The organism is Mannheimia glucosida, from assembly GCF_046267875.1.
Classification (GTDB): domain Bacteria; phylum Pseudomonadota; class Gammaproteobacteria; order Enterobacterales; family Pasteurellaceae; genus Mannheimia; species Mannheimia glucosida.
The window spans coordinates 44,428-55,887 of sequence record NZ_CP176502.1; the positions used below are offsets into that span (position 1 = coordinate 44,428).

13 protein-coding genes and 1 other RNA gene are annotated in these 11,460 nt (G+C 42.2%); 5 read left to right on the forward strand and 9 right to left on the reverse strand.

Annotated features, from left to right (window positions below; genetic code table 11):
• Position 1: 1 nt before the first annotated feature.
• Both ACJ7Z2_RS00235 and ACJ7Z2_RS00240 read right to left on the reverse strand, forming a co-directional pair.
• Positions 2–373, reverse strand: a complete 372-nt coding sequence (locus tag ACJ7Z2_RS00235) for a YraN family protein (protein ID WP_006250860.1) — start codon at positions 371–373, stop codon at positions 2–4.
• Positions 348–2,069 carry a penicillin-binding protein activator gene (locus ACJ7Z2_RS00240; RefSeq protein WP_409500403.1) on the reverse strand — a complete coding sequence of 574 codons (1,722 nt, stop codon included), beginning with the start codon at positions 2,067–2,069 and terminating at the stop codon, positions 348–350. Before ACJ7Z2_RS00240 ends, ACJ7Z2_RS00235 begins: the two co-directional genes overlap by 26 nt.
• A 73-nt stretch (positions 2,070–2,142) precedes the next feature.
• Between ACJ7Z2_RS00240 and rsmI the strand changes: the two genes are divergently transcribed.
• Positions 2,143–3,015 carry a 16S rRNA (cytidine(1402)-2'-O)-methyltransferase gene (rsmI, locus tag ACJ7Z2_RS00245; protein ID WP_409500404.1) on the forward strand — a complete coding sequence of 291 codons (873 nt, stop codon included), beginning with the start codon at positions 2,143–2,145 and terminating at the stop codon, positions 3,013–3,015.
• Between the two features lie 76 nt (positions 3,016–3,091).
• Here the strand turns inward: rsmI and ACJ7Z2_RS00250 are convergent, their stop codons facing one another.
• The 6 genes from ACJ7Z2_RS00250 to ACJ7Z2_RS00275 form a co-directional block, all read right to left on the reverse strand.
• A complete protein-coding gene (locus ACJ7Z2_RS00250) occupies positions 3,092–4,252 on the reverse strand; it encodes an MFS transporter (protein WP_409500405.1) in 1,161 nt (386 codons plus the stop codon).
• 72 nt (positions 4,253–4,324) lie between these two features.
• On the reverse strand, positions 4,325–5,839 hold the full coding sequence (putP, locus tag ACJ7Z2_RS00255; RefSeq protein WP_409500406.1) for a sodium/proline symporter PutP: 1,515 nt from the start codon (positions 5,837–5,839) through the stop codon (positions 4,325–4,327).
• Positions 5,840–5,932: 93 nt separating this feature from the next.
• Positions 5,933–6,721 (reverse strand): IclR family transcriptional regulator, encoded by a 789-nt coding sequence (locus ACJ7Z2_RS00260; protein ID WP_409500407.1) that lies wholly within the window; start codon positions 6,719–6,721, stop codon positions 5,933–5,935.
• Entirely contained in the window at positions 6,718–7,296 is a 579-nt protein-coding gene (locus ACJ7Z2_RS00265) for a 5-formyltetrahydrofolate cyclo-ligase (protein ID WP_409500408.1), read from the reverse strand. Before ACJ7Z2_RS00265 ends, ACJ7Z2_RS00260 begins: the two co-directional genes overlap by 4 nt.
• Position 7,297: 1 nt before the next feature.
• Positions 7,298–7,489: non-coding RNA, 6S RNA (gene ssrS, locus ACJ7Z2_RS00270), on the reverse strand.
• Positions 7,490–7,593: 104 nt separating this feature from the next.
• Complete coding sequence (locus tag ACJ7Z2_RS00275) at positions 7,594–7,884, reverse strand: cell division protein ZapA (RefSeq protein WP_006250856.1); 291 nt, start codon at positions 7,882–7,884, stop codon at positions 7,594–7,596.
• Between the two features lie 78 nt (positions 7,885–7,962).
• Here ACJ7Z2_RS00275 and ACJ7Z2_RS00280 point away from each other — a divergent pair, with 78 nt between their 5' ends.
• From ACJ7Z2_RS00280 to ACJ7Z2_RS00295, 4 genes are all read left to right on the forward strand, one after another.
• Positions 7,963–8,520, forward strand: coding sequence for a UPF0149 family protein (locus ACJ7Z2_RS00280; RefSeq protein ID WP_409500409.1), 558 nt, complete (start codon positions 7,963–7,965; stop codon positions 8,518–8,520).
• Between the two features lie 89 nt (positions 8,521–8,609).
• Complete coding sequence (gene hemE, locus ACJ7Z2_RS00285; protein WP_409500410.1) at positions 8,610–9,674, forward strand: uroporphyrinogen decarboxylase; 1,065 nt, start codon at positions 8,610–8,612, stop codon at positions 9,672–9,674.
• A gap of 146 nt (positions 9,675–9,820) precedes the next feature.
• Entirely contained in the window at positions 9,821–10,411 is a 591-nt protein-coding gene (locus tag ACJ7Z2_RS00290) for a YjaG family protein (RefSeq protein WP_006250347.1), read from the forward strand.
• Between the two features lie 117 nt (positions 10,412–10,528).
• Positions 10,529–10,819, forward strand: a complete 291-nt coding sequence (locus ACJ7Z2_RS00295) for an HU family DNA-binding protein (protein WP_226318009.1) — start codon at positions 10,529–10,531, stop codon at positions 10,817–10,819.
• Positions 10,820–10,907: 88 nt separating this feature from the next.
• Here the strand turns inward: ACJ7Z2_RS00295 and ACJ7Z2_RS00300 are convergent, their stop codons facing one another.
• Entirely contained in the window at positions 10,908–11,348 is a 441-nt protein-coding gene (locus ACJ7Z2_RS00300; RefSeq protein WP_409500411.1) for a hypothetical protein, read from the reverse strand.
• Between the last annotated feature and the right edge of the window lie 112 nt (positions 11,349–11,460).

The window sequence follows — 11,460 nt, forward strand, 5'->3', positions numbered from 1 at the left end:
TCTAACCTAAAAAGTTAGGAATCCACACAGGCGTTTGGTTTCCTTCAAAAGCAACCACATCAAAACGGCAATTTGCAGTTTCTAAACTTTGGTTTTGTTTAAGCAACCACATATTAGCGGCATTTTGCCATTTTTGTTGCTTGCGGTAATCAATACTCTCAACGGCTGAACCGAAGCGGTTGCTTTTACGCTGGCGAACTTCTACAAACACAACGGTTTGCCCGTCTTGCATAATCAGATCCAGTTCGCCACCTTTAAATGCTTGGTTAGCGGCAACAAAACGAAGCCCTTGCTGTTCTAAAAACACTCGGGCTTTTTGTTCATAAAACGAGCCTTGTTCCCGTTTATTAATAAGCTTGTTGAATAGCTCCATTGCGATATTGCATCCAAGATAAACTACGTTCAATATTACAATGTTGTCCGGCTTTTAACTCACCGGTTAAACCTGAAATTTTGTAGCCCGGAATATGGCGGAATTCATTGAATTTGGTTGCCAATGACCACGCATCAGCCCCCATTGCGTATAAACGCATCATTGAGAAATCGCTGTTGGCTAAATTCTCGGCTTTTTTATATTCACTAGAACTTTGATCAGCTAACAGTGGCACTTCACTAAATTTTACCCCTTCCATTGAAGTGTAAAAATCAATGCCGTTATTTGGCGAATTACTGCGAGATGAGGTATAGATCGCTAAACGATCTTTTAAGGTTGAGCTATCAATACCTTGTTTAATTTCTAATACTTGCTCGGCATTCCCCAAAATATATAAAGCTGCTTTGCTTACTCCTGCATTTTGAATAGCGGCAACGGCATCAAGCGGTTGGTTGTAGTAACGCACATCGGCATCGCTATTGGTAAGCTGACGCCAGCGTTTGGCAAAGGCTTCTGCCGAGCGGTTGCCGTAGTCATCTTGAGGGGCGGCAACGATAGCGACACTATTACCGTCTTGATAAATTTTTTCCGCCCCTGATTGTGCCTCAGATTCAGGAGATAAACCGTAGTAACACACCTGAGCAATATTACGCACATTTTCAGTGGCATTCAGTGCCAAAATATTCACGTTTTGGATTTCTGGGCTAAGTAGCATTTCATCAACACGAGATTTGAGCAATGGCCCGACAATCACATTTGCCCCTTGCTGTTTTGCCTGTGAAATTAAGGAATTAACATCAGATGAATCGGTATCAAAAGTTTGCACTGCGGTTGGGTCATCAGCCTTAGCATCATTAAAACCACGCTTGATAATATCACCTAAAATTTTTGCATCGCCACTTAGAGGCAATAGCAATGCGACACTGTTTAACTGGGTTTGTTGGAAATTATTCACCCCTTGTAATTCCGTTGGCATTACGGCAACCGCACTATGGCTCGGGTATTGGGCTTTCCAATTATTCATTGCTTGCGGCATCTGTGCCGGTGTCGTCACGTTTTGATTATACACATTAATTAACGCCAACCAGCCTGCAAGCTCTAACTCACCCGGCTGCGGTACCGCTTTTTCCAACATTCCACGATTGGCATTACGCAAGATTTGCCAAATAAAATCATTATTTTCTTGGCGTTCACGATTCATTTTATAAAAACTGTTCAGCTTAGATCTAGCTCGCACAATCCCAATCACGTCTTTTTGGTTTTCTGCAATACGGGCTTGGGTTTGAATATAACGCAAACGCTGTGCCGGACTTAATAACGGATCTTGAATCGCTTTTAATTGGCTTGTTGCTTGCTCGTTTTTCCCTTGTAATGCAGCAAGTTGAGCAGAGACTAAGGCATATTCAAGTTTTTGTACCTCGTTCATCTCTGCGGTCAGAATTTCACTAAAGGTATTTTGAGCCTCATATTCCTTATTTTCATCAATTAATTTACGCACGGCTAATAGCTGGTATGAAATTTTATCTTCCGCTTCTTTGGTTTGATCTGCTTTATTAATATAGAATTCCGAGCTTGAATACGCTTCATTTTTAATAGATTCGGTGACAGGATTTACCGATGTACAGGCAGAAATGAATAATGCAATCGCCGTTGGCACCAATGCCTTTTTCATTGTATGGTTTAAAATAGTTGCCATTGTCAGATCCTCAATAGAATATAATGTGCTAAATTTAATGTGAAATCTTACTTATCAAACGAGCTAAAAGCAAATGAAAAACAGACAAAATTCATCTGAAATCAACCCAAATTACGGAATTTTATATATTGTTGCCACCCCCATCGGCAATTTGGGCGATATTACCCAACGAGCGTTAGATACCCTTTCCTCTGTCGATTTAGTCGCCGCCGAAGACACCCGCCACAGCGGTTTATTGCTAAGCCATTACGGTATTAAAAAACCGTTTTTTGCCTTGCACGACCATAATGAACAGCAGAAAGCGGTCGTTTTAGTCGAAAAATTAGCAAAAGGTGAAAATATCGCCCTAATTTCCGATGCCGGCACGCCACTGATTAGCGACCCGGGCTTTCATCTTGTCCGCCATTGCCGCCAAGCAGGAGTAAAAGTTGTACCGATTCCCGGTGCTTGTGCCGCGGTTACCGCATTATGTGCTTCAGGCATTGCTTCAGACCGCTTTTGTTTTGAAGGGTTCTTACCTGCGAAAACAAAATCCCGCTGCGATAAACTTACCGAGCTTGAAAACGAGCCTCGCACGCTGATTTTTTATGAATCCACCCACCGCATTTTAGACACCCTTGCCGATATGCAGACTGTTTTTGGCGAAGATCGCTATGTGGTGATGGCGAGAGAAATCACGAAAACGTGGGAAACCATTTACGGTGATCAACTGGGTAACTTAATCGACTGGCTGAAAGAAGACAGTAACCGCATTAAAGGTGAAATTGTGCTGGTGGTTGAGGGCAAACCTCAAAGTAGTGAGGAAGCATTTTCCAGCCAAGCAATCAAATTGCTGGAATTACTCTGCCAAGAACTCCCGCTTAAAAAAGCCGCTGCCATTGTGGCAGAAACCTTTGGTTACAAGAAAAATGCGTTGTATCAATATGGACTGGAGCATTTTGAGTAACAGACAAGCGGTCAGATTTGGTGAATTTTTTGCAAACTGGGCTTACCCTCTCCACCTGTGGGAGAGGATAAGTATTTCACTTTTCCGTTTTTCGTAATAAGTTACGGTAGGCATACGCCATAATTGCGAACATCAAAAGCAAATATAGCGGTAATAATTGAATACTGATGGCATTGGCGATAAAGCCAAAAATTGGCGGTAATAACAGCACACCGATATAGGCACTTGCCATTTGCACGCCAATTACCGATTGCGATTTGTCCTCGCCGAAAAACGTAGGGGTAGAATGAATTAAGCACGGGAAAATAGGAGCACAGCCAAGCCCGATAATAATTAAACTTGCCAGCGTAACATATTTGCCTAAGGGTAAACACAGTATAGCAATGCCAAGTAAAATCAAAGCTGAACCGAGTTTAATCATTTGCCTGTTGCTAAATTTAAGGGTCAGGAAGCCACTTACGCCTCTGCCAACGGTAATGCCGATAAAGAAAATACTGCCGAACGCAGCCGCTTGTTCCAAACTAACGTCTTTGACCATTACAAAATAGCTACTCGCCCACAGCCCGGCGGTTTGTTCTACGCCACAATAGCCAAAAAAAGCTAAAATACCATATTTCACGCCCGGAATTTTCAGCGTTTCTTTTAAGCTCATCGGTTTTGCCGAATGGTTAATTTCAGCGGTAGTCTGCTTGCGTGATTTCCAAAAAGGCAGTGAGCAAAACAGCATTAGGGTTAGCCCGATTTGTAGCATCGAAATGGCGAAATACCCTGCCTCCCAGCCTCGCCCTTGCAATAAGGCGTAGCCTAAAATATGCGGCCCGATAGAAGCTCCAACGCCCCACATACAATGCAGCCAGCTCATATGGCGGCTGGCGTAGTGAACTGCCACATAGTTATTCAACGCCGCATCAACCGCCCCTGCCCCTAAGCCGTAAGGAATTGCCCACAAACATAAGATCCAGAAAGAATCACTGATTGAAAAGCCCCACAATGCTAAAGCCGTTAAGGCAACGCTGATGACCATCACTTTGCCGGTGCCGAGCTGGTAGGTCAGTTTGTCCGACATCAAGCTGGAAGTAATAGTGCCAATCGACATAATCATCGACACCACACCGGCATAGGAAAGCGGCACGGCAAGCTGTTGGTGCATTGACGGCCACGCCGAGCCTAAAATAGCATCAGGCAACCCTAGGCTGATAAAAGAGAGATAAATAATAGCGAGCAGAAGGTTAGTCATGGCTTACAAGCGGTTAAAGTTCTCAAATTTTTTGCAAAAAAATGGCTTAAGGAGACCTTAAGCCAGATTTTATTATTTCACTTCTGCCAAATAGGCTTTGTTGGCACGGTCAAAAGTGTCTAACACTTCTTTGTTCGGCATTGGCGTAATCAGCGATACCACAATGATCATTACAGTAGCAGCAATAAAGCCCGGGATCATCGAGTAAATTTCAGGTAAGCCCAGCTTAAGTGTAATATCGCCCCAAAAATGCACGATTAACGCACCGGTCAGCATTCCGGCAATCGCCCCGAAACCGTTCATACGTTTCCAGAACAGCGAAAGCAATACCACAGGCCCGAATGCCGAGCCGAAACCTGCCCACGCATTTCGCACTAAGCCAAATACTTTGCTGTCCGGGTCTTGGGCGATATAAATAGCTAATGCTGCCACCGCAAGCACCATCAAGCGGCTTAACCAAACCAGTTCTTTATCGGAGGCTTGAGGGCGTAAAATGCCTTTGTATAAATCTTCGGTAATCGCACTTGAACAAATCAGTAATTGAGCGGAAAGGGTACTCATTACCGCAGCAAGAATGGCAGATAATAAAATGCCGGCTACCCAAGGGTTAAATAACAATTTAGCTAATTCAATGAAAATTTGTTCCGGATTTTTGCTGATATTGCCGACTTGCTCCGGGTTGCCAAAGAAATATGCCATACCAAAATAACCAATACCTATTGCCCCCAGTAAGCAGATAATCATCCAAGTCATACTGATACGGCGTGCATTTTCAAGAGACTTCACACTTTCTGCCGCCATAAAACGCACCACAATATGCGGTTGTCCGAAATAACCCAGCCCCCACGCCATTAAGCTGATAATGCCTAATACGCTGGTGCCGGTGAAAATGTCGTTGTAGTCTTTTTGTGCCATCTCGCCTGCACGATCAATTAAGGCTTGCATTTCATCAAAACCACCTAAGTTATACATCACAAAAAACGGGGTAAGAATCAGGGCAAAAACCATTAATGAAGCTTGAATAGTATCCGTCCAACTTACTGCTAAGAAACCACCAATAAAGGTGTAAAGAATGGTAGCAACAGCCCCATACCAAATCGCTTGGTGGTACGGTAAGCCAAATAAGTTTTCAAATACTCTCGCACCGGCTACAACGCCCGATGCACAGTAAATTGCAAAAAAGAGTAAAAAAATGACCGCTGATAAAATCTTAATTAAACGGGTTTTATCGCCAAAACGATTGTGGAAGTATTCGGGTAAGGTTAAGGCATCGCCACTGTGTTCCGTGTGAGAGCGTAATCTGCCTGCGACTAATTTCCAGTTTAGATAAGCACCGATAGTTAAACCGATAGCAATCCAGCCTTCTATCAAACCGCCTGCATAAACGGCTCCGGGTAATCCCATCAGCAACCAGCCGGACATATCTGATGCACCGGCAGAAAGTGCGGTCACAAAGCTACCTAAACGGCGACCGCCTAAAATATAGTCTGAAAGGTTATTGGTAACACGATAGGCAATAAAGCCGATGGCAATCATTCCTAGAATATAGACAACAAACATAATTGTTGTTGGATCAAGACCAAACATTATTAATGAATCCTCAAGATTTCTTATTGTATAAAGACTAAAGTGAGTAAAGGGTGAAAGATTACCTGAAATAATCAAAATGGCAACACAAAATTACCGTCCGCCCAGCTCGGCTGAAATTTTTTCCGCCGTTTCTTGAATAGCCGGCAGTAGATTTTCTTGCCCTAGCTGATTTAAACGAGCCGTTGAAAGCGAAACGGAAATCGCATAATGGACTTTTTGCTGATGGTCGAAAATCGGGCAAGCGATACAAGAAACTCCTAGTTCATTTTCTTCGTTGTCCATTGCAAAACCTTGCTGGCGAATGGTTTCCAGCTCTGTTTGCATTCCGTCAATCGTCGTAATGGTATTGACCGTCAGTTTTTGAATAATGTCTGATTTAGTCTGCCAATATTGTGGAATGTAATCTGCCGAACCATAAGCAAGAAACAGCTTCCCCATTCCCGAGCAATAGAGTTGCATTTGTTGCCCGATATAGGCTCGAGTACGCATCATTCCGGTGGTGGCTTCTAATTTATTGATTAAAATGGCGTGATTGTTTTCCCGCATCGCAAAATTCACCGTCTCGCCTAAGGTTAAATTTAGGGCTTCTAAATGTGGAGCAGCGATATGCAAAATGTTAATCGAACTTAAGGCTCGCTGCCCGATAGCCAAACATTTGGTGGTTAAGCGATAACTGCCCGCAGTCGGTGCGGGGCGGACATAGCCCTCTTGTTGTAGACCTTGTAGCAGGCGGTGAACCGTGCTTTTGTTTAGCCCCGAAAGCTCAGCTAAATGAGCAAGCGGACAGCCGTTTGGGAATTTTGCTAACAATTCCAACAGTGTTAAGCCACGAATTAAACTTTGATTTCCACTCGATTCCTTTTCTTTCTTTGCATTCATTTGGCTGCTCCCAAAATAATATGATCTAACGGCATATCCCAACTCTCAATCGGTAATTGTTCGACTTGCTGGCATTCGTGTGCCAAGCCAACACTAATCAGATGCGGTGCTTGAGCAAGGGTTCTATCATAAAAGCCACCGCCCATTCCCAGCCGATTTCCGGCTTTATCACAAGCGACAAGCGGGGTAAAAATCATCTCTAATTCTTGCAACGGAATGATATTTCTAACATCTAATACCGGTTCTTGAATCCCCAAGCGGTTAAATTTTAACGATGTTTTGCAATTGTAATTTAAAAACAATAATTGACCGCTTGTGAAAGGGTGCAACAGCGGCAAATAAAGCTTTTTACCCTGTTGAAGTAATTGTTCCATTAAAGGCAGCGGTGAAATTTCACAGTTAAAAGGCAAATAAAACGCAATATGTGAGACTTGGTAAGATTCAATCAATGAAAGGGCTTGAGGAATAATGGATTCGGCTGCTTGAGCTTGCTGACTGGCGGTTAAACTTTGCCGTTTAAGCCGCATGGCTTGCCGTAATTGGCTACGAAGATCGGTTAAAGATGATTGATTCATATAAAGACCCGAGATGCCGCTACCAGTAATGGTCCTTGAACCAGTCGGTTCAAGGGAGTCAAACTTAACTGCTTTTAGGCTTCTTACTCCTAATTAAATTAGGGTAAGCCTGCTCACCAGCGTTAGATGTCCAACTCAAAGTTTCAAATTATCGGCTCAGGGACGTAACTCGTAACGCACACCCCAGGCAAGACTTATAGTAACGGAATTTGATGATTTTTCCTAGTATTTAATACCACAAAATGCAAATTCTCAATCTTTTTGGCTTTATTCCTAATCAATTTGATTAAAAATTACCTAATTGGATTGAAATTTACCAAGCGAATTATCTAACTGCTCAATGCAAGCGACCAACACATTTTTATTTTCTGCATTTTGGCGTTGGGCTTGTTCCAATTCATAATTTAAATTCAGTGCCACAATCGCTAACACTTTTTCAAGCTGAATAATGCCGGACTGCTCTTTCAATACCGCCACACGCTCTTCCAAACGCTGTGCTGAAGCCAGTAAATGCTCTTGCTGTTCAACAGGGCATTGCAAGCGTAAAACCTGCCCAAAAATCTGTAGTTCGATATTATTTGCCGACATAAATACGAAATCCTCACTTAATCGCAAAATTTTTGCTATATTATGCCATTCTTTAGCAAAATCACAAATAATCCCATTATGGCTATCACAGATTCCCAACAATTTAAACAACTGGTATCACAATTACACATTGATGACACACCGGCAGAATTTCACGGTTTTTTATGCGGTTTAATTGCCGGCGGTATTCAAGATGAGTCTTGGAAAACCCTTACCTACCAATTTACCAATGACGGTCACGCATTTTCTATTGAGCCGTTAAATACCTTAACCGATTTTTATCAACAATTAACCGAAAGTTTTTCGGAAGCTAACACGCTGTTTAGTCTTTGGTTGCCACAAAACGAAGAAGACGGTTTTGCCTTGGCGGACAGCATTTCCGAATGGACAAACAGTTTCTTACTAGGGCTTGGCGTTGCTCAACCTAAATTACAACAAGAAACCGATGAGGTCGGCGAGGCGATTGATGATTTAGATGAAATCGCCAAACTGGGCTACAGTGACGATGATAATAACGAGGAACTGCTGGAAGCAGGCGAAGAAGTGTTGGAATATCTGCGTGTTTTAGCCTTGTTCTTACACAGCCATTTTGCTTTGGGCGTGCCGAAAACAGAAGAAAAGCCACAATTACATTAATACAAGCGGTTCAATTTTACTAAAATTTTGTAAATGTATTACGCAGGGCGAAAAATATTTCGCCCCTACCAAAATCAAAGGAAAAACCAATGTCAGAATTAAAAAACGATCTCTATTTAAAAGCGTTATTGCGTGAACCTGTGGATATGACCCCAGTTTGGATGATGCGTCAAGCCGGGCGTTACTTGCCGGAATATAAAGCCACCCGAGCAGAAGCTGGCGATTTTATGTCGCTCTGCCGCAACGCTGATTTAGCGTGTGAAGTGACCTTACAACCGCTACGCCGTTATGAACTCGATGCTGCTATCCTATTTTCCGATATTTTAACTGTGCCTGATGCAATGGGTTTAGGTTTAAGTTTTGGTGCTGGAGAAGGCCCGAAATTTGCCCGCCCGGTGGCAAGCCTCAATGATGTCAATCAGCTACCGATTCCTGATCCGGAAGACGAGTTGCAATATGTAATGAATGCGGTGCGTATCATTCGCCGAGAATTGAAAGGCGAAGTGCCATTAATTGGTTTTTCAGGCAGCCCTTGGACACTCGCCACCTATATGGTCGAAGGCGGTTCAAGCAAAGCATTTACCAAAATCAAAAAAATGCTCTATGCCGAACCACACATTCTGCACAAGTTGCTGGATAAGTTAGCCGACAGTGTGATTTTATACTTAAACGCCCAAATCAAAGCCGGTGCTCAAGCAGTGATGGTGTTCGACACTTGGGGCGGTGTATTGGCTCACGAGGATTATAAAGCCTTCTCATTACACTATATGCACAAAATTGTGGACGGTTTAATTCGAGAAAATGAGGGACGTAAAGTGCCTGTTACGCTATTTACCAAAGGCGGTGGCTTATGGTTAGAAGCGATTGCAGACACCGGCTGCGATGCCGTTGGCTTAGATTGGACGGTGGATATTGCCGATGCTCGCCGCCGTGTTGGCAACAAAGTTGCGTTGCAAGGCAATATGGATCCTAGCGTGCTGTATGCAAGCCCTGAACGAATCGAACAAGAAGTGAAAAACATTCTTGCCGGTTTTGGTAACGGCAGCGGACACGTCTTTAATCTTGGACACGGTATTCACTTAGATGTACCGGTGGAAAGCCCGAAAGTGTTTGTTGATGCGATTCACAACTACTCGAAGCAGTATCATAAATAATGGATAAAATGCCCTCTCCCCTTGTGGGAGAGGGACAGATTTTTCTTTGTTCAGAAGAAAAATCAGGGAGAGGGGCAAGCGGTCATTTTTATACAGAATTTTGCAAAATCGTTCCCTTCTCTCTGAAAAATAAAGAAGGAAATACAATGAGAAACCCGATTCATAAACGCATGGAACGTTTCGAGCCTTGGCAAAACACCACCTTTATGGCGTGCCTATGCGAAAGAATGTACCCTAACTATCAGCTTTTTTGTGAAGTAACCGAACAGCCTGAAAAAGCTAAGGTATTCCAAAATATTTTAAATTTAGTCTGGGAATATTTAACCATAAAAGGGGCAAAAATTAATTTCGATAACCAACTGGAAAAATTAGAAGAAATCATTCCTGATGTGAACGAATATGCGTTTTTTGGTGTCTTACCTGCACAGGAAGCTTGCGAAGCCCTTTCTGAACTTCTTCACAGTATTATCGCTGGTTCAACCCTTGAACAAGCAATCCGCATCAGCCAAATTTCATTAGGCACAGTTGCCAGCTATTTGGAAATGCAACAAGATAAAGAACTGAACGAGCAAGAGCTAAAGAATTCTGAAGAAATTCAAGAAGAACTGGACGTACAGTGGCAAATATACCGCTTGCTAAACGAATGTGAAAAACGTGATCTTGATCTCATTTTTGAACTTAAAGATGAAATCAGAAGCAGCGGGATTAGTAATATCGGGTTAAATATTAACCAATAGCATTGATATTTGCAAAATCTTGCTTAATAATACTTTGAGAAATCTTAACTTTGAATTAAGCTATCGCAAGGTTTCAATAACTTCTCAGACGTTTTACGTCATTTATTAAAAACACATATCTTAGAGGATAAAACTATGAACAAAACTGAGTTAATCGATGCTATCGCCGCTGGTGCAAACTTAACTAAGAAAGATGCTAAAGCAGCATTAGAAGCAACTCTTGATGCAATCTCTGCAAGCTTAAAAGCAGGCGACGCTGTTCAATTAATCGGCTTCGGTACTTTTAAAGTAAATGAGCGTAAAGCACGTACTGGTCGTAACCCAAAAACTGGTGAAGAGATCAAAATTGCAGCAGCTAAAGTACCTGCATTCGTTTCAGGTAAAGCATTAAAAGATTTAGTAAAATAATTCTTTAAAGATATAAAAATAAAGCCTGGATTATAATCCAGGCTTTATTTTTAGCGTATTTCGATAGCTACAGAGAAACTAAAAATCACTATTTGCTTTCAATCGCTTTTTTCATTTCTTCAACTTTCGCTTCTGTCTCAACTTTTACTTCTGCTGCCTTCTCAGCTACTGCCTTTTTAGCTTCTTCCGCTTTATCTGCTGTCGCTTGAGCTGCATCATTTGCTGCTGCTTTTAGTTCTTCCACTTTAGCTTCAGTTGTGGTTTTTAACTCAGCGGCTTTCTCTGCTACTGTCTTTTTTGCCTCTTCTGTTTTATCTGCTGTTGCTTGAGCTGCATCATTTGCTGCCGCTTTCAACTCTTCAACCTTCGCTTCAGTAGCCGATTTAACTTCTGCAGCTTTTTCAGCTACAGCTTCTTTTACTTCAACCGCTTTGTCTGTAGTTGATTGCGCTGCTTCTTTTGCCTGATCACAAGCAGCAAGTGCCATAGTTGTACCTAACACTAATAATGATAAAAATGATTTTTTCATACCGAGTTCCTTAAATAAACTAAAAATAACGCACTTTGTAATAAAGTGCGTTTACTTAGGCAGAAAAATTGATAGAAAGTTCATACTTTGATAAAAAAATGCCTATTAGTTA